The following is an 18965-nucleotide window of genomic DNA, read 5'->3' on the forward strand; positions in this document are numbered from 1 at the left end:
GCGATGGAGTTCAAATCCAGAGACTTCAGCGCGGCGAAGCGCATCCTCAAGATCCGCAAGTTGAATGTGGGCCTGACCGGGCGTCCGAAGGCGGCACCGGTGCTTGACGGGATCGACCTTGATATCCGGGCGGGTGAAACGCACTGCCTTGTGGGGGAATCCGGGTCGGGTAAATCCGTCACCTCGCTGGCGGCGATGGGTCTGCTGCCCCCGGACGCGCTGGAAATCCAGAGCGGGCTGATCGACCTTGAAGGGTTCGACATCACCGCGGCAAGGCCCGCGCAGATGCGCGAATTGCGTGCCCGCCGCATCGCGATGATCTTTCAGGAGCCGATGACGGCGCTCAACCCCGTGCTGCGGGTGGGTGAACAGATCGAAGAAGTGCTGAACATGCACACGGACCTGTCGACCGCTGATGCCAAGGCGCGCACCATCGACATGATGGAACAGGTGCATCTGCCCGACGTGCAGCGCATCTATTCCGCCTTCCCGCACCAGCTTTCGGGCGGACAGCGCCAGCGCATCATGATCGCCATGGCGCTGATCCTCGACCCCGATCTGCTTATCGCGGATGAACCGACAACGGCGCTGGATGTGACGACGCAGTTGCAGATCCTGAAACTGATCGCCGAAATGCAGGAACGCCACGGCACCGCTGTTCTGTTCATCACCCATGACATGGGCGTCGTGGCCGAAATCGCCGACACGGTCAGCGTGATGCAAAAGGGCCGGATCGTGGAATCCGCGCCGATCCGGGATCTGCTGACCCATCCAAAGGAAGACTATACCAAAAAGCTGTTGAAGGCTGTTCCCAATCTTGCCCCGCGCCCGTCACGCGGGGTGTCCGCCAAAAGCGATGTGATCACCGTTGCAGGGCTGGACATGACCTATGGCGGTGGTGGCTTCTTTCGCAAATCCGAAGGGGTGAAGGCCGCGCGCGACGTGAATTTCACGATTGCACCGGGCCGCACGCTGGGCATCGTGGGGGAATCCGGTTCGGGTAAATCCACCGTGGCGCGCTGTATCATGCGGCTGATAGACCCAACGGCAGGCAAGGTCACCGTCGCGGGCACCGAAATCGCCCAGCTGTCACGCCGCCAGCTGCAACCGCATCGCAAGCATTTCCAGATCGTGTTTCAGGATCCCTACCGCTCGCTCAACCCGCGCTGGACCGTGGCGCGCAGCCTGTGCGAGGGGCCGATCAATTTCGGCACGCCCCGAGATGCGGCGATGGATCATGCCGCCGAGCTGATGGAGTTGGTGGACCTGCCGCGCGACGCGCTGGACCGTTATCCGCACCAGTTTTCCGGTGGCCAGCGTCAGCGCATCGCCATCGCCCGCGCCGTCGCTATGAAGCCCGACCTGCTGGTCGCGGACGAAGCCGTATCGGCGCTGGATGTGAGCGTGCAGGCGCAGGTGCTGGACCTGCTTGACGACATTCAGGAAAAGTTCGGCGTTGCCATGCTGTTCATCACCCACGACCTGCGCGTCGCGGCGCAGATCTGCGACGAGGTGCTGGTGATGCAAAAGGGTCTTGTGGTCGAACACGGCCCGGCAGGAGGGGTCCTGTCGAACCCTACGCATGAGTATACCCGAAACCTGATCGAGGCGGCGCCGGGTCGCCGCTGGGATTTTGCCAATTTCCGCGCGCTCGACAGCGCGCCCGCCAACCAAGGAGCCACCGCATGAGCGTCATCCCCGGAATCGAGGCTTTTGCCGACGATCTAACAGCGATCCGTCAGGATTTTCACGCCCACCCAGAACTGGGGTTCGAAGAGATCCGCACATCGGGGATCGTTTCCGAAAAGCTGCGCGCCTATGGCGTGGACGAGGTACACGAAGGCATCGGCGGCACCGGTGTGGTGGGGCTGATCCGGGGGCAGGGGGGTGGCAATCGCCGCGTCGGCCTGCGCGCCGATATGGACGCCCTGCCGATCCACGAGGCGTCCGGCGTTCCTTTCGCCTCGACCAACCTTGGTCGCATGCACGCCTGCGGCCATGACGGGCACACAACCATGTTGCTGGGCGCGGCGCGCTATCTGGCCGATACACGCGACTTTGACGGCACCGTCGTGCTGATTTTCCAACCGGCCGAAGAGGGTCTGGGCGGCGCACGCCGCATGATCTCCGAGGGGCTGTTCGACAAATTCCCTTGTGATGAAATCTACGGAATGCACAACGATCCGAATTCCGAACCCGGCGTGGTCAGTGTGACCCCCGGCCCGGCGATGGCGGGGGCGTCGTTTTTTGACATCACGATCAAGGGCACTGGCAGCCACGCCGCCATGCCGCATCAGTCCAGGGATGCCATCGTTATCGGCACCACGCTGGTGCAGCAGTTGCAGACGATCATCAGCCGCAACACCCCACCCACCAAACCGGCCGTCCTGTCGGTGACGAAATTCAACTCTGGATCGGCCTATAACGTGGTGCCGGACACGGCGACCATCGCGGGAACGATCCGTTATTTCCACGCCGAAGTGTCGGAAATGGCAAACCAGCGTATCCGCGAACTCTGCGCCGGGATGGCACAGGCCTACGGGGTCGAAATCTCGGTCGATCTGCGCAATGTCTTTGATGTGCTGATGAACGATCCCGACCTCACCACCGCCTATGTTGCCGCTGCGGCGGGCGTGGTCGGCGCTGATATGGCGTCGGAATCCACCGAACAGGCGACGGGTTCCGAGGATTTCGCCGACATGCTCAAGGTCGTGCCCGGCGCCTATTGCCGCGTGGGTCATGCCGGCAGCATCCCGCTGCACAACCCTGCCTTTGTGCTCGACGATGCGATCCTGCCTGTGGGCGCCTCGATCTATGCCCGCATCGTCGAGACGCGCCTGCCGATAGGGGGCGCCGCCTAGGGCCGGGGACACGACCCCTGCTTCTTCTGTTTCCAAATACGCAAAATCCCCCGGCAGGCCCTGCACGCAGGCCGGGAAAGGAGCCGCCTCATGACCAACCCGCTTGACCTGCCTTTCGACGCTGACGAAATGCTGACGGGGCTGAAGCCCTGGATCGAAACAGAAAGCCCGACGTTCGACGCCGCCGCAGTCAACCGCATGATGGATCTGGTGCAGCACGAACTGGCCGCGCTTGGCGCCCGGGTCGAACGTATCCCGGGCCGCATGGGGCTTGGCGACAGCGTCCGCGCAACCATGCCGCATCCACGGGCGGGGCAGGGCGGTATCCTGCTGCTGGGGCATATGGATACGGTCCACCCGGTCGGCACGCTGGCAAAGCTGCCGTTCCGGCGTGACGGTGATATCTGCTATGGCCCCGGCATCATGGATATGAAGGGCGGCAACTACGTCTTCCTTGATGCCCTGCGCAAGCTGCTGGCGGCGGGCGTGGAAACGCCCCTGCCGGTCACGGTCCTTTTCACCCCCGACGAAGAAATCGGAACCCCCTCGACCCGCGCCCTGATCGAAGCCGAGGCGAAGCGGCACAAATACATCCTTGTCCCTGAACCTGCGCGCCCCGATGGGGGTGCCGTGATCGGCCGCTATGCCATCGCGCGCTTCAACCTGCAGACCCGGGGCAAACCCAGCCATGCCGGATGGGCGCTGAAGGACGGGCGGTCCGCCATTGCGGAGATGGCCAAAAGTGTGGCCGTGATCGAAGGCATGACCAGCGACGACTGCACCTTCTCGCTTGGCGTGTTCAACGCGGGGCTATGGGTCAACTGCGTGTCATCGGTCTGCGATGCCGAGGTGCTGTCCATGGCCAAGACGCAGGAACTGCTGGACGAAGGTGTCGCCAGGATGCTCGCGCTCAACTCGGACGAAGGCGATGTGGTGATGGAGGTCAGGCGCGGCGTCACGCGCCCTGTCTGGGAACCGGACCAGCCCGGCACCATGGCAATGCTGTCGCTGGCCCAAGAGATTTCCCGCGAGATCGGGTTCGAGATGTCAGGCGCCTCGGCGGGTGGCGGATCGGACGGCAATTTCACCGGCTTCCTTGGCCTGCCGACGCTGGATTCCATCGGGGTGCGCGGCAAAGGTCTGCACACGCTGAACGAACATATTTTCGTGGACAGTCTGGTGGAACGCGCCAAACTCGCCGCCGCGCTCTATTGCCGGTTGGGGGCCTGAGATGTCTGACGCCCTGTCCCGTTCCATGCAGATCCATAAACACGTGGTGGAAACCGACCGTGGTGTTGTCGCCTCTCAGCACCGGCAGGCCGCCGAGGCCGGGGCCGAGGTGCTGCGCGCGGGCGGTGATGCCGTCGATGCGGCCGTCGCCTGTGGTTTTGTCTGCGGTGTGCTGGAACCCTGGATGTCCGGACCTGCGGGTGGCGGGGCGGCGATGCACTGGCGCGCCGACACGGGGCAGGCGCATGCGCTGAATTTCGGCATGCGTTCGCCCGCCGGGCTGCAGGTCGGGGATTTCGCACTGTCAGGCGAAGGCGTCGCGGGCGACCTGTTCCCATGGGAACGCGTGGTCGAGGATCGCAATGTCATGGGGGCCAAGGCCATCGCCGTTCCGGCCATGGTCGACGGACACGCGGCCGCGCACAAACGCTGGGGCAGGCTGCCCTGGGCCGAACTGCTGGCCCCCGCAATCGAACACGCGAAACGTGGAATGGCGATCGACTGGTACGCCTCGCTCATCATCGCCTCGGCCACCCGTGACCTTGCGCGTGATCCCGATGCCGCCGCGATGTTCCTGATGGATGGCCAGTGGCCGTGCCCCTTTTCATGGACTGCGCTGGCCACGGACCGCATCAATCAGGCCCGGATGGCTGATAGCCTGGATACCCTCGCCCGCGATGGCGCTGCCGCCCTGCATGGTGGCGATCTGGGAGCGGCCATGGCGCAGGACGTGCGCGACAAGGGCGGCTACCTCACTTCCGAGGATCTGGCCGCCAACCGCGCGCAGTTTCATGCACCCCTGTCCGTGCCGTACCGCGATGCGCTGTTCCACGTCATGCCGGGGTTGACCGCCGGTCCGACCTTTGCCCGCGCGATGGAGCATCTGGCGGGCGAAGATCTGCGCACCCCGGATGACGCCTATCCGGCCTATGCCCGGGCGATGTTTGCCGCCTACGGTGACCGGCTGGCGTCCATGGGCCATGACGGCGAAAACCCTGCCACCCCGGGCTGTACCACCCATTTCTCGGTCGTGGACCGGGACGGCAACATGGTGGCGCATACGCAGACGCTGCTGTCGTTGTTCGGGTCACGGGTGGTTTCACCTTCGACCGGGTTCCTGATGAACAACGGCATCATGTGGTTCGACCCGGAACAGGGGCGGCCCAATTCGCTGGCCGCCGGCAAGCCTTGCCTGATGAACGTCTGCCCGGCGCTGGGTGAGGCCAATGGCAAGCGCTTTGCCCTTGGGGCATCTGGCGGGCGCAAAATCGTCGGCGCGGTTGTTCAGCTGGCGTCGTTCCTTGCCGATTTTGATATGGATCTGGAAACGGCCTTTCACCAGCCACGGATCGACGTGTCGGGTGGCAAGGGCATCACAGCAGATGCGGCCCTGTCCCCTGCGGTGATGAAGGCATTGGAGGCCGTTGCGCCCCTGACCGAAGTTCGCCGGTCCCTGCTGCCTTATCCCTTTGCCTGCCCGGCGGGGGTGCTTGATACTCGTGACAAACGCTATGGTGCGACCGAGGTCATGACCGCATGGGGCGATGCCGTTGCCGAACCCGTATAGCCTGCCTTTGAGGAGATCGAGATGACTGAGGCCACCAACCCCGCCGATCTGGGCGCCCTGCAGGCCCGACGCCTGATCGCGCGGCGCCAGTTGTCTGCCACCGAACTGGCCGAGGCATGTATTGCCCGGGTCGAGGCGGTTGATCATGCCGTGAACGCCCTTGTCGCCCGCGATTTCGACGGGATGCTTGATGGCGCGCGCAAGGCGGATGCACGGCAGGCTGCGGGCGAACCGCTCGGCCCGCTGCACGGTCTTCCGGTCGGGATCAAGGATATGAATGATGTGGCGGGCCTGCCCACCACCTATGGTTCGGAAATCTTTCGCGACAACGTGCCGACACATGACGACGCTTTGGTCGCGGGCCTGCGCGCCGCCGGGGCGCTGCCGATGGGCAAGACCAACAACCCGGAATGGAGCGCCGGCGCCAACACCCGCAACCGGGTCTATGGCACGACGGCCAATCCCCATGATCTGACCCGGAACTGTGGCGGGTCCTCGGGCGGGTCTGCGGTGGCGCTGGCCTGTGGTTATGCGCCGCTTGCCTCGGGTTCGGACCTTGGCGGGTCGCTGCGCACGCCTGCCGCCTATTGCGGTGTCGTGGGGTTCCGGCCCAGCTTTGGCGTGGTTCCGGGCATCGGGCGTGTGACGGGCCTCTTGCCGCAATCGACATCTGGCCCGATGGCGCGCAGTGTTGCCGATTGCGGACTGATGCTGTCGGTGATGGCCGCACCTGACCGCCGCGATCCGTTCACCATGGTTGTCGATGGGCGCACGGCCTGGGACCCTGCCGGTTTTGCAAATCCCAAGCGGGTTGATCTGGGCAGTCTGCGCATCGCCGTGACTGAGGATTTCGGTTTCGCCCCGACCGAGGCCGCCACGCGAAACCATTTCCGCACCGCGCTTGCCGCGCTTCTGCCGTTCCTTGGAGATGTCGAGGATCGCGCGCCCGATTGCACCGATGCGGACCGCATCTTCGCGGTGCTCCGCGCGGTGATGTTTCTGGCCACGCACGCCAAGTTTGTCGATGAAACGCCGCACCTTGTCGGGCCGAATGTCACCGACAACGTTGCCGAAGGCCGCCGTTACAGTGCGGCCGACGTGGCGCAGGCGCTGGCGATGCAGGGGGACTATCACCGGCGCTGGCAGGCGTTTTTTGAGACATGCGATTTCCTGATCTGCCCCACCGCGACAGTGGTTCCCCGCGACTGGCACGAACTCTACCCGACAGAAATCGACGGCGCGCCGACCCGGACCTATTATCACTGGCTTGGCCTGGCCTATGCCTCGACCATCCCGGGCCACCCGTCGATCACCATTCCCTGCGGGCGGGATGCGAACGGCGTGCCCTTTGGCCTGCAGATCATCGGACGGCGCCACGACGACGCAGGAGTCCTTGCCGTCGCGGCAGAACTGGAATCCATCATCGCGGGCCTGCCCGATCTGGCGCCCCGTGGGCCGGACATCGCCGCGCTGCGCCGTGCCCCAAATCTATCCGACGCCTTGGGGTTTTACCCGGAGAATTAGGGCTGGATGCCCGGTCGCCGCTGCCGCCGGGCGGAATTGGCAATCATCGGCCATGGTCCTGCGATTGAAAATGCCGCAGGGTCGGGGCATTCGGCTATCATTTCCGCGTAAAGCGGGCGATTCTGTCCATAATCCATGCTCCAAGAGGTTCCCGATGTCTTTTGCCTTTGACCCCGCCAATATCACTCTGCCCGGCGCGCATTTTATCGGCGGCGCCTACGTCTCGGGGCCCGCCGCGATCGAGATCCGGTCGCCGTCGACCGGGCAGGTGCTTGGCTCCATTCCTTGTGGGGATGCGGCGCTTGTGGATCATGCGGTGCAGACGGCGCGTGCGGCGCTGGTGGAATCGAACTGGGGCGGTGTGGCCCCGCGCGACAGATTACGCGCCCTGTGTGCATGGGCCGACCTGATCGAGGCCGAGGCACAAACCCTGGCCGCGCTGGAAGCGGTCTGTTCGTCGCGGCCCTACAAACAGGCGCTGGCGGGGGACGTGATCACCACCGCCGAACAGATCCGCTTTTTCGCCGAATTCGCGGACAAGGAGGGCGGCGTTCTGGCCCCGGTCGCCGACAGTAGTTTCGCCTATATTGCGGACGGACCCTATGGCGTGATCGGCGCAATAACGCCCTGGAATTTCCCGATGTCGATGGCGGCCTGGAAGCTGGGGCCGGCGCTGGCCGCGGGCAATGCGGTGGTGTTGAAACCATCCGAGATGACGCCCTATTCGACGCTGTATCTGGCAGAACTTTCTGTAAGGGCCGGGATGCCTGCGGGCCTGATCAACGTGGTTTTGGGTGATGGCCCGGTGACCGGAACGGCGATTACGGGGCACCCGGGCATCGACAAGGTGTCGTTCACCGGGTCAACCCGCGCGGGCGGGGCGATCATGGAAAACATCGCCCGTACCGGGATCAAGCCGATGACGCTGGAACTGGGCGGCAAGAGCCCCATGGTGGTCTTTGCCGATGCCGATCTGGACGTCGCCGCCGATGGGCTTGAAAAGGGGATCATGCCCAATGCCGGGCAGTTCTGCGTGGCAGGGTCGCGGATGATTATCGCACGCGAGATTGCCGATGAGCTGGCGGACAAGCTGAAGGCCCGTTTTGCGCGTTACCGGCCCGCGAATACCTTTGCCGATGATGCCGCCTTTTCGCCGATCATTTCGGAAACACAGCTGGTGCGGATCGATCGCATCGTACAGGCCGCAGCGGGGCAGGGTGGTGAGATGCTGTGCGGCGGCGGGCGGTTCGACCATGAGGGCAGCTTTTATCAGCCGACCCTGATCGCCGGTGTCGATTCAGACAATCCCGCCATACGGGAAGAAATCTTTGGCCCTGTCGCCACCTTCCAGACCTTCGAGTCCGAGGATGAGGCGATGTCCCTTGCCAGCCATCCCACCTATGGGCTTTGTGCCGGGCTGTTCACCCGGGACCTGAGCCGTGCGATGCGCCTGACCCGTCGGCTTGAGGCCGGAACCGTCTGGGTCAATCGCTATGGCCGCACGCGCGATCACATCCTGCCCACCAACGGCTGGAAGGCGAGCGGTCTGGGCCACGATCTGGGACGCGAGGCCTATCACGCCAACCGGCGCAAGAAATCGGTGCTGATCGACCTGTGATCGGGTTCTGTCTGGCCAAGCGGCTGACCAGACCGTGCCCGGCGCTGTTGTGACAGGCGTGATTGGAATCGGCGGGAAAAGCATTAGGTGTGCAGGTGCCCGCCGCAGCGCCGGGGACTGAAACAAGGACGACCCATGCCCCACGACCACGGACATTCCCACGGCGATGATCACGGCCATCAGAAGTGCCACGATCATGACGGTGTGCACAGCCATGCCCCCGAGGTCAGCCGCAACAACGAACGTGTGGTGCTGGTGGGGTTCCTGCTGACCTTCGGGTTCATGCTGGCCGAACTGGCCGGGGGGCTGCTGTCCGGGTCATTGGCGCTGATTGCCGATGCGGGCCACATGTTCACGGATTCGGCGGCGCTGGCGCTGGCCTGGGCGGGCTTTCGCTTTGGCCGTCGCAAAGGCGATGAACGGCGTACCTTCGGTTACATGCGCTTTGAGATCCTGACAGGGTTCATCAATGCGGTGACGCTGATCCTGCTTGTGGGCTGGATCGCCTTTGAGGCGGTGCAGCGGTTGCTGAACCCTGAGCCGGTCATGGCGGGCCCGATGCTGATCATCGCCGTTCTGGGGCTGGTGGTGAATGCCGGCGTGTTCTGGATGCTGCAAAAGGGTGACCGCGATCACGTGAACATCAAGGGCGCGATGGTGCATGTGATGGGCGATCTGCTGGGGTCGGTCGCCGCCATCGCAGCCGCCGTCGCGATCTACTTTACCGGCTGGACGCCCATCGACCCGATCTTGTCGGTCCTTCTGTCGGCTATTGTCCTACGCTCTGCCTGGCTACTGCTCAAGGCGTCGCTGAACGTGCTGATGGAGGGGGCGCCGGGCAATGTCGTGGTTTCGGACTTGCGGGAAAAGCTGGTCGCGGCGGTGCCGGGGTTGTTGCGTGTGGATCACGTGCATGTCTGGTCGATCACCTCGGGACAGCCCGCCGCGACCATGGATGTGCAGCTGACGGATACCGCTGATCCGGCCGAGGTTCTGCGCGGGATCAAGTCACAGCTTGCCAGCGATTACGGCATCGCCCACTCCACCATCGAGATCGACGTGGGGCAGGGCGATGTGGGTTGCTCGCTTGAGCAGTCTTCAGCCAAATAAACTAGTGGCAACGCATAGCTCCCGCAGGCGGGGAAAGATCATCCGACGCGCCGCAAGTTTCTGACAGATCCGTCTATGCCGCCGATTTTCTGCGTTTGAAAAAAGTGAAGCTCGCCAAGCTAAGCAACAAAGCGGGCAGGCTCGCGGGCAAGGGAACCGGGGACGGGCCAGGGATGCTGCCTACAAGAAACGCACCCGGGGAGAGAGGAATGCTGTCTATCTCTGAATATGAAACTGTGGAAGACGTAATAACCCCGGATGGGGATCCTATCGGTTTTCGTATAGTCAAATAAAAATAGGATTTCATGGTGTTCAGGATATCAGCAGTTATCGCATCACCGTGGTCCCAAAGTTCAAGATTATTTGCTCCGCTGGTCGTCCACGATCTACTCGACAAGCTCCAAGTAGCAATTGGAATCGTAGTAAAGGTTGTAGCCAAGAATCTGATGCTATCGTTCTTGTTGAAAAAACCTATGAAATCTTGGTCTTCAGTTTGCAATTTGGCTGGTGGGTTTACTGTGTCTTCAAAGCCCAGACGTCCGGCCGGCGTATCGAGATAATATGCGGACACTATCCCAGTGCCATAAGTTGTGCCCGATGATGGCGGAGTAAAGTTGGTGCTGCCCGCTGCATAGCGGTCAAACGTGGCGACATCGCTGTCCAATGTGAAATACGCATTTATTGTATCGCCAATATTTGCACCGATAAAATCGTATGTCCACGGTTCGGCAATACTGCTGGTAAGTGTTATTTCTGCCTTGAAAGTCCGCGTGGCGGCAGATGCCTGAATTGGCAAGAGCAAGAAGGAAAAAGCGCAAAGTGTCTGCATACTAGTTTTAATCATACCAACCTCGGAGTTACTTTTGTAATAATATTGCTATTATCAAAATTTTGATAGGGTTCTGGTATTAATCTGTCAACTGAAAACCATTATCCGCTATGGTATGGCAAACTCCAACCTTTTTCTATGCCTGGCAAGCCATTGAATTAGCAGGGTTATCGATTGGCGCGCAGCGCAAATTCATCGCTGTTCGGATTAGCGTATCACGGAGGCCTTGCAGGCTGGCCGAGTTGGGACGGTTCAGTCTCGCGGATGTGTCATCACCTGTGGCGGTCTGGAGAGGTCTCACGCATCTTTACCTGTGCCGGAAGCGACCTCTTGACCTTCCAGCAACTGGAATCCCTATCTGTATCGCAGATGAACGAAACCATGGGGGATCCAGCATCATGACAGCTCCGAACACTTTGAACCTGCGGGTCGACGGCATGTCCTGTGCCTCTTGCGTCGGGCGGGTGGAAAAGGCGCTGAACGCCGTGCCGGGGGTGAGCGGGGCCGAGGTGAACCTTGCGACAGAAACCGCCCGCGTGACCCATGATGGAACCGTGACGGCAGCCGTGCTGTCCGAAACCCTCGACAAGGCAGGCTATCCTGCACGCGAGGTCGAAACCACCATAGACGTGACCGAAATGTCCTGCGCTTCCTGCGTGGGCCGGGTGGAAAAGGCGTTGAACGCTTTGCCCGGCGTCACGGCTGCGCAGGTGAACCTTGCCACCGGGCGCGCGACGGTGCGCTATGTCGACGGCGCGGTGACCCCGGCCGAGATCGCCCAGACGTCTACTGCGGCGGGCTATCCCGCCACGGTGCATGCCTCTGGCCGGAGCGAAGACACCACCACCGCCCGCAAGGAGGAAGAGATCACTTCGCTGCGGCGATCGGTGCTGCAGGCGGCTGCGCTGGCGCTGCCGGTCTTTGTGCTTGAGATGGGCGGACACATGATCCCCGCCTTTCACATGTGGGTCATGCAGACGATCGGCACGCAGACGTCCTGGGTGATTCAGTTCATCCTGACCACGCTGGTCCTGATCGGACCGGGACGGACGTTCTACGCCAAGGGGATTCCCGCACTGTTCAAGGCCGCGCCGGACATGAGCAGCCTTGTCGCGGTGGGCACCGGGGCGGCTTATCTCTATTCGGTTGTCGCCACCTTTCTGCCGGGCCTTCTGCCCGAAGCGGTGCGGGCGGTGTATTTCGAAGCCGCAGCGGTGATCATCGTTCTGATCCTGATCGGGCGCTGGATGGAGGCGCGGGCCAAGGGCCGCACCGGGGCGGCGATCAAGTCCCTGTTGGGGTTGCAGGCGCACACGGCCAATGTGCTGCGCGACGGTAAAATTATGGAGCTGTCGATCGACGATATCCGCACGGGCGACACCCTTGTTGTGCGTCCCGGTGAACGGGTGGCCGTGGATGGCGAGGTAGTGGATGGCGAAAGCCACGTCGATGAAAGCATGATCACCGGCGAACCTGTCCCCGTGTCCAAAGGCCCCGGCGCGACAGTGACCGGTGGCACGATCAACGGCGCGGGTGGGTTTCGGTTTCGCGCCACACGTGTCGGGGGCGACACGACGCTGGCGCAGATCATCCGCATGGTCGAAGAGGCGCAGGGCGCGCGGCTACCTATTCAGGGGCTGGTGAACCGGATCACCCTGTGGTTCGTGCCTGCGATCATGGGTCTGGCGGCGCTGACGGTTCTGGCCTGGCTGACCTTTGCCGATGCGCCCGCGCTGACCTATGCGCTGGTCGCGGGGGTTTCGGTTCTGATCATTGCCTGCCCCTGCGCGATGGGACTCGCCACGCCGACCTCGATCATGGTGGGGACGGGCCGCGCCGCCGAACTGGGTGTGCTGTTTCGCAAGGGTGATGCGTTGCAGGCCTTGTGTTCGGTCGATGTGGTCGCGGTCGACAAGACCGGCACCCTGACAGAGGGACGCCCGGAACTGACCAACCTTGTGCTGGCTGATGGCTTCACGCGCGCCGAGATCCTGTCACTTGTGGCGGCGGTCGAGGAACGTTCGGAACACCCCATTGCCGATGCGATCGTGCGAGCGGCCCGGGCCGAAGCCGTGGATCATTCAGAACTAAGTGATTTCACGGCAATCGCAGGCTACGGAGTGCGCGCACGGGTCGCGGGGCGCGATGTGCTGGTGGGTGCGGACCGCCTGATGGCCCGTGAGGGGATTGACACAGGCCCGCTGGCCGAGACTGAAACGGCGCTGGCAAAGCGTGGTCGATCCGCCCTGTTTGCCGCCATCGACGGGCGGATCGCTGCTCTGATCGGCGTGGCCGATCCGGTCAAGCCCGCCAGCGCGGCCGTCATCGCCGCACTGCATGCGCAGGGGCTCGAGGTCGCGATGATCACTGGCGACAAACGCGAGACGGCCGAGGCCATCGCCGCAGAGGTCGACATAGATCGCGTGATCGCCGGAGTTCTGCCGGATGGCAAGGTTGCCGCCATTGATGCGTTGCGCGCAGGCGGGCGCAGGGTGGCCTTTGTTGGCGACGGCATCAACGACGCCCCGGCGCTGGCCCATGCGGATGTGGGCATCGCCATTGGCACCGGGACAGATGTGGCCATCGAATCCGCCGATGTGGTGCTGATGTCCGGCGATCTGCGCGGGGTCGTCAATGCCTTTGCGGTGTCACATGCGACGATGCGCAACATTCGTCAGAACCTGTTCTGGGCCTTTGGCTACAACGCCGCGCTGATCCCGGTGGCGGCGGGCGTGTTCTATCCGGCCTTTGGCGTGCTGCTGTCGCCGGTGCTGGCGGCGGGGGCGATGGCGTTGTCCTCGGTCTTTGTCCTCAGCAACGCGCTGCGTCTGCGCCGGATCAAGCCACAGATGGACGAGCGGGACCAGGTCGCGCCGCGCCTCCCGTCCCGCGCAGGCGCCGTAGTGCAGGCGGAATGATCGCCAGGTCGCCGCACCCTTGGCGTTGGTTTCAGTTGTCCGACGGCGGGCGCGGCGGCTTTCTGCCAAAGAACCAGCCACCCGAGCGCGGCGGTCTTGAGGCAGAACGCTCGGCCTTGAAATCCACCGGAATTGTCACCGTACCGCGATAGCCGGTCGCGATGTCTCCGGTCATCGCCAGCGTCTGCTGCTGCAACTGTTCCGCTGAGTTGTCGGCAAACACGTTGTCCGACGCAAGCGTGATCCGGCCAAGGTTGCGGGCGCCATCGGGATAGCGGCTGTCCCCGGCATATACGGTGGCGGCGGTTTCCCCGGGCAGGGCAATCTGCGCGGTCAGAACCGATGCTTCGCCGCTGACTGCGGCTTCGACGCTCTGGAAAACCTCGAAATGGATGTGCGGCCAGCGCCCGTCATAGCAGCCGGGAACAATGGTGGTGAAACGTACCTTGCCGTCGGCATCGGCCAGACCCACGCCGCGCAGATAGTTGGCGTCGGTCGTGTCATAGAGCGAATATTTACCCGCCACATCACAATGCCAGACATAAATGGCATGTCCGGACAGGGGGGAGCAGCCAGCGGCGTCCTGCAATGTCAGCTCCAGCTCAAGCGGTACGCCGTCCGCCACGGGTGTCAGATTGCCGAAAGACGGGCGCAGATCGTGGCGGATAACGCCATCTTCGATCAGGGCGTTCACCGTCTGCCCGCGTTTTGCATTGCTGCCATCCGCCGGATAGGGCCCAGCGGTTTCCCAGGGCAGGGAGACGCATTCCAAAGCCGATGCCGGAACCCCCGTGGCCGAGGCCAACCCCAGACCGCCCATCAGCGCAATAAGACGCCGCCTGCCGACCATTCTGGGAAGATCCTGCGCGAAACCCAGATCATGTTCATGGCTTGGATGTGTCATTTCTTTCTCCTTGCTGCCCCCGCCCGGGCGGAGGTTTTCAGGTCAAACGTATGCGGTGCCGGTTTCCGTCGCAGACACGTTGTCGAATCCTTGGTTACCCAGCCCGCAGGCCCATATCCCAGAACGCCGACTCCAGCCGGGTGGCGGTGGCGAAACGGTGCTGAAGGCGCGGCCAGCGCGGCGACAGGGTCGGGTCCGGCCCCAGACGGCGTTCCAGCGCCATGTCCATCATGCGGCCCACAGCCTTCATCGTGTTCTGATACCCTGCGTCGGCGTAGGTTTTGATCCAATCCTGATAAGGTGTGCCCGGTTCGGCAGAACCGGCAAGGCGCAGGCCGATCTCACCATAGCCAAAACAGCAGGGCGCGAGCGCGGCCATCAGATCAAGGTAGTCGCCATGAAGCCCGGCATCCATGACGTAGCGGGTATAGGCGAGGGTTTCGAACTCTTCGGTGGCGGCGAAAAGCGTGGCCTCGTCGATGTCGGCGGCCGCACAGGTTGTCACATGCAGGGCCATCTCGTGATTGACGAGCGCGTCCACGGTGCGCGCGCAGCTTTTCATTTCGTCCAGCGTGTCGGCCTTGATCACACCCAGAGACCATGCCCGGGCGAAATGCACAAGAAAGACGTAGTCCTGCACGAGGTAGTGCAGAAAGGCGGCCCGGGGGAGGGATCCGCTGCGCAATCCTTCGACAAAGGCGTGATCGGTGTAATCCTGCCAGGCTGTGGGGCACCCGTCGCGCCAGAGTGTGAAGCTCTGGCCATAGGGGGAATGGTCCATGGGGGTTTTGGAGTGGTGTTTCATGTCGCGACAAATCCGGCAAAGTGATGGGTGGGCCCGTGACCGGACCCGACGGTGAGCGCGGCCGACCCTGCAATGGCCCGGGCGACATAGGTTTTGGCCGCCAGCACGGCGTCGGGCAGGGAAAGCCCTGTGGCCAGTTGGGCCGCAAGTGCAGAGGATAGCGTGCAGCCGGTGCCGTGGGTGTTCGGCGTATCGATCCGCGGACCTTCGAACCAGTGGGTGCCGTCGGGTGTCACCAGACAATCGGGGCTTTCACCGCCACCCAGATGCCCGCCTTTCATAAGCACCGCTTGCGGCCCCATCGTGCAAAGCGCGGCGCCCTGTCGGGCCATTTCTGCGCGGGTGGTCGCGGTTTCGACGCCAAGCAAATGCGCCGCCTCCGGCAGGTTCGGAGTAAGCATGGTCGCACGGGGCAGCAGCCGGTCGCGCAGGGTGGCGATGGCATCGTCCTGTAGCAAGGGCGCGCCGCCCTTGGCGATCATCACCGGATCGAGCACGATGATGAGGCCGGGATGATCCTCCAGCGCGTCGGCAACGGCATCGGCGATGTCGGCGCTGGCAATCATGCCGATCTTGACGGCGTCCACGCGGATGTCGTCGAACACGGCACGGATCTGCTGTTTCACGAAGGCGGGTGGGACCAGATGCACGCCGCTCACACCTTGGGTGTTTTGTGCGGTCAGGGCGGTTAGGGCAGCCATTGCATAGGCGCCATTGGCCGAAATCGTCTTGAGATCGGCCTGGATACCGGCACCGCCCGACGGGTCGGAACCGGCAATGCTCAGAACATTGGGGATCATCGGTGTTGGTCCTTTTGGGTGAAGTCAAAGGCGCGGGCGGCGGCGCATGGGTCAGCCTGCCCGCAGATGGCGGACACAACGGCCAGACCGTTCGCGCCGCTGAACAGCACATCGGTGACATGGTTCTGTTTCAGGCCGCCGATGGCGACGCAGGGCAGGGGCGACAGCGCGGCAAGCCGGGCCAGCCCGTCAAAACCTATGGGGTGTTTGTGATCCGTCTTGGTCGCGGTGCCAAAGACCGGCCCCAGCCCAAGGTAGTCGACCATTCCCGGATCGACAGAGCGGACAGCGCCAACCGTTTCGCAGGACAGCCCGAGGATCTTGTCCGGCCCAAGGCGCTGTCGTGCTTCAGCGACCGAGATGTCATCCTGTCCGATATGTGCGCCCTCGGCGTCTGAGGCGAGCGCTGCTTCGATATCATCATTGATCACCAGCGGCACGCCGGTGCCTGCCAGCAGCTGTTTCAGGGCCCGGCCCCCGGCAATGCGCTGTGCCGTTGTTGCTGTCTTGTCGCGCAATTGCACCATGGTGACGCCCCCCGCGACGGCGGCCCGGACCGTTTCCACCAGCCCAACCGGCGCGCACATCACCGGATCCGTCACAAGATAAAGCCGCAGAGCATCGCGCAGCGGTGTCACGCGCGGATCGCCTGTGCCAGATCTTCTGGCCGGGTCGCGGCCAGCTGATCAAGGAAATGAACCTGGAAACTGCCCGGCCCCTTGGCCTCGGCCCCGGCGCGCGAACCGGCGACCTTGTAATGGGCAAGGCTGGCGAGCGTGGCATCAAAGGCCGGACCGACGGCAGCATATCCCCCGATCAGCGCGGTCAGCCCGCAACCAAGCGCGGTGACCTGCGGCATCCAGTGCGAGCCACCCGTCACCTGCGCGCATCTTTCGCCGTCCGTCACAAAATCCACAGGCCCGGTGACCGCGACAACCGCGCCGGATTTCTGCGCCAGCGCCTGTGCCGCCCCCTGTGCTGCGTCAACGCTGTCGCCGCTGTCAGCGCCTTTGCCAAGGCCAGCCTCTCCGACCAAGGCGAGGATTTCCGAGGCGTTGCCGCGCACGACCGTCGGGCGCCGCGCCAAAAGGTCCTGTGCCGCCTGCCTGCGGTAGGCCGAGATGAAATGCGCCACCGGGTCCAGCACCCAGGGGATATTGCGGTCCTGTGCCACCTCTGCCGCCGCCAGCATGGAGTCGCGCCAAGGTGCGGACAGCGTGCCGATGTTGATGGTCAGCGCGCCGACGATGGGCGTGAAGTCGGGAATTTCCTCGGCCGCATGGACCATCGCCGGGGACGCCCCGACCGCCAGAACCACATTGGCGGCAATGTTCATCGCCACGTAATTCGTAATGCACTGCACCAGCGGGGCATCGCGGCGCAACCTGCGCAAAAGATCTGCGGGGGACATTCATACTCTCCTTTTCGGCAAAAAAAGGAGAGTGCGCCACAAGGGGGCGACTTCTACCTCCCTCCGCCAGCATTATCTGGTTCAGGTTCAAAGGGTACATCTCAGCCTTGCGGCGCCCCTGGTGATGTGAACGGTAGTGGTCGCCCGGGTGATAGTCAAACCGGATAATGTTACGCGCGGGGTAAGCCCCGCACCGGGGACTTAGCCGGTTTCAAGCAGCGTCTTGCGCAGACGTCCGTGGACTCCCTTTTCCTGATTGACCGACTGGGTGACGGCGAAATCAACAGCAAGCGAGCAGAATTGATAGGCCTCTGTTTCGGTGATCCCGGTACGTTCGCGGATTATCGCGATCATCTGGCGCAGGGCGATCTGCAGCGCGGTATCAAGGCTGGCGTGAAACCCCATCGAGATCAGTTCGTCCGCAGTTTCGGCCCGGGGCATGTCGATGCCGGTCGTCCCGGCTTTGAGCAGGTCAAACCGGAACGTCCCGGTGAGCGCGGTTTCCAGCGCGGTAATGCAAACCTCGCCATCGCCCTGACAGCCGTGGCCGTCACCGCAAGAGAACAGCGCGCCTGTCGCATGAACCGGCAGATAAAGCGTCGCACCTTCGGACAGCAGTTTCAAATCTATGTTGCCGCCGTTCAGGCGCGGCTGGATCGAGGTGAGTTCGCCCCACTCGGGTGCCGGGGCCACACCCATCACGCCAAAGAACGGCGCAAGTGGCAGGGTCGCACCCCATGGCAGGCGGCAGGTACGGTTTTCGCGGTCTATGGGGATCTGAGTGACAGTGGATTGCGACACCGGGAACTCCCCCGGCAGGGTGCCCACGGCGGGGCGCACCGCGTTGAAACCCCAATCGGCGCCCAGTTCGATCCGCTCGATCCCGATCTTCAGAACGTCCCCGGGCATCGCGCCGTCAATTGCCACCGGCCCGGTCAGCAGATGCGCCTGCCCCGGCAGATCGGCCGCTAGGATCGCGCGCAGTTCCGGCGCGACCGTCATGCCGGAACCTTCGGGCGGCAGAACCGCTTCGCGTCCTGAAAAGGTCTGGATCGTCACCCTGTCGCCCGGCGCAATGGCCAGCACCGGTGGCAGTTCTGACCAGAAGCGGCCCCAGTGTACGGTTTCGGGTGTTGCGGCAAGGGTATGATCCGTCATGGCGGCTGTCTTTCTCTGCGGGAATACCGCCGATCCTTGCGTCAGGTCGCCGGGGGGATCAACCTCTTCCTTTCGTTCAGTGAGCCACCCGGGATCGGCAAGCTTTTTCATCGCGGACGCAGCCGGTTTTTAGGCGACCAGTGATCAACATAAACGCTGTCAGACGCCGTATCCCGGGCCTGCGGCATGGACAATTCCCGGGGCGCCGGATTATCTGCGGATCGAAGCAT

General features: G+C 63.3%; 15 protein-coding genes and 1 riboswitch. Of the genes, 8 read left to right on the plus strand and 7 right to left on the minus strand.

The window, feature by feature from the left end; genetic code table 11:
* The first annotated feature begins 3 nt into the window (after positions 1 to 3).
* The 7 genes from CHB75_RS16080 (at position 4) to CHB75_RS16110 (ending at position 9910) form a co-directional block, all read left to right on the plus strand.
* A complete protein-coding gene (locus tag CHB75_RS16080; RefSeq protein ID WP_089272325.1) occupies positions 4 to 1689 on the plus strand; it encodes an ABC transporter ATP-binding protein in 1686 nt (561 codons plus the stop codon).
* Entirely contained in the window at positions 1686 to 2861 is a 1176-nt protein-coding gene (locus CHB75_RS16085) for a M20 aminoacylase family protein (protein ID WP_089272327.1), read from the plus strand. The genes CHB75_RS16080 and CHB75_RS16085 overlap by 4 nt, the downstream gene beginning before the upstream one ends.
* A gap of 90 nt (positions 2862 to 2951) precedes the next feature.
* Positions 2952 to 4091, plus strand: a complete 1140-nt coding sequence (locus CHB75_RS16090) for a M20/M25/M40 family metallo-hydrolase (RefSeq protein ID WP_089272329.1) — start codon at positions 2952 to 2954, stop codon at positions 4089 to 4091.
* A 1-nt stretch (position 4092) separates the two neighbouring features.
* A complete protein-coding gene (locus CHB75_RS16095) occupies positions 4093 to 5658 on the plus strand; it encodes a gamma-glutamyltransferase (protein WP_089272331.1) in 1566 nt (521 codons plus the stop codon).
* Between the two features lie 21 nt (positions 5659 to 5679).
* On the plus strand, positions 5680 to 7182 hold the full coding sequence (locus CHB75_RS16100; RefSeq protein ID WP_089272333.1) for an amidase: 1503 nt from the start codon (positions 5680 to 5682) through the stop codon (positions 7180 to 7182).
* A gap of 154 nt (positions 7183 to 7336) precedes the next feature.
* Entirely contained in the window at positions 7337 to 8800 is a 1464-nt protein-coding gene (locus tag CHB75_RS16105; protein ID WP_089272335.1) for an aldehyde dehydrogenase family protein, read from the plus strand.
* A 135-nt stretch (positions 8801 to 8935) separates the two neighbouring features.
* The gene (locus CHB75_RS16110) at positions 8936 to 9910 is read left to right on the plus strand and encodes a cation diffusion facilitator family transporter (RefSeq protein WP_089272337.1); all 975 of its coding nucleotides are present in this window, start codon (positions 8936 to 8938) and stop codon (positions 9908 to 9910) included.
* A 73-nt stretch (positions 9911 to 9983) separates the two neighbouring features.
* Here CHB75_RS16110 and CHB75_RS21395 read toward each other — a convergent pair whose 3' ends face one another.
* The gene (locus tag CHB75_RS21395) at positions 9984 to 10739 is read right to left on the minus strand and encodes a hypothetical protein (RefSeq protein WP_141135126.1); all 756 of its coding nucleotides are present in this window, start codon (positions 10737 to 10739) and stop codon (positions 9984 to 9986) included.
* A gap of 398 nt (positions 10740 to 11137) precedes the next feature.
* On the opposite strand from CHB75_RS21395, the gene CHB75_RS16115 reads away from it, so the two are divergent.
* A complete protein-coding gene (locus tag CHB75_RS16115; protein WP_089272338.1) occupies positions 11138 to 13657 on the plus strand; it encodes a heavy metal translocating P-type ATPase in 2520 nt (839 codons plus the stop codon).
* Positions 13658 to 13688: 31 nt separating this feature from the next.
* Here the strand turns inward: CHB75_RS16115 and CHB75_RS16120 are convergent, their stop codons facing one another.
* The 6 genes from CHB75_RS16120 to CHB75_RS16145 all read right to left on the minus strand — a co-directional run bounded on the left by CHB75_RS16120 (position 13689) and on the right by CHB75_RS16145 (position 18735).
* Positions 13689 to 14561 carry a dioxygenase family protein gene (locus CHB75_RS16120; protein WP_089272340.1) on the minus strand — a complete coding sequence of 291 codons (873 nt, stop codon included), beginning with the start codon at positions 14559 to 14561 and terminating at the stop codon, positions 13689 to 13691.
* 94 nt (positions 14562 to 14655) lie between these two features.
* On the minus strand, positions 14656 to 15342 hold the full coding sequence (gene tenA, locus CHB75_RS16125; RefSeq protein ID WP_089272342.1) for a thiaminase II: 687 nt from the start codon (positions 15340 to 15342) through the stop codon (positions 14656 to 14658).
* 20 nt (positions 15343 to 15362) lie between these two features.
* Positions 15363 to 16166, minus strand: a complete 804-nt coding sequence (gene thiD, locus CHB75_RS16130) for a bifunctional hydroxymethylpyrimidine kinase/phosphomethylpyrimidine kinase (RefSeq protein WP_089272344.1) — start codon at positions 16164 to 16166, stop codon at positions 15363 to 15365.
* A complete protein-coding gene (thiE, locus tag CHB75_RS16135) occupies positions 16163 to 16804 on the minus strand; it encodes a thiamine phosphate synthase (protein ID WP_089272345.1) in 642 nt (213 codons plus the stop codon). The genes thiD and thiE overlap by 4 nt, the downstream gene beginning before the upstream one ends.
* A complete protein-coding gene (gene thiM, locus CHB75_RS16140) occupies positions 16801 to 17577 on the minus strand; it encodes a hydroxyethylthiazole kinase (RefSeq protein WP_089272347.1) in 777 nt (258 codons plus the stop codon). The genes thiE and thiM overlap by 4 nt, the downstream gene beginning before the upstream one ends.
* 41 nt (positions 17578 to 17618) lie before the next feature.
* A riboswitch (TPP riboswitch) is annotated at positions 17619 to 17707 on the minus strand.
* Between the two features lie 71 nt (positions 17708 to 17778).
* On the minus strand, positions 17779 to 18735 hold the full coding sequence (locus CHB75_RS16145) for an acetamidase/formamidase family protein (protein WP_089272423.1): 957 nt from the start codon (positions 18733 to 18735) through the stop codon (positions 17779 to 17781).
* Positions 18736 to 18965: the final 230 nt, after the last annotated feature.

The sequence above is a fragment of the Puniceibacterium sediminis genome, from assembly GCF_900188035.1.
GTDB classification, from domain to species: Bacteria; Pseudomonadota; Alphaproteobacteria; order Rhodobacterales; family Rhodobacteraceae; genus Puniceibacterium; species Puniceibacterium sediminis.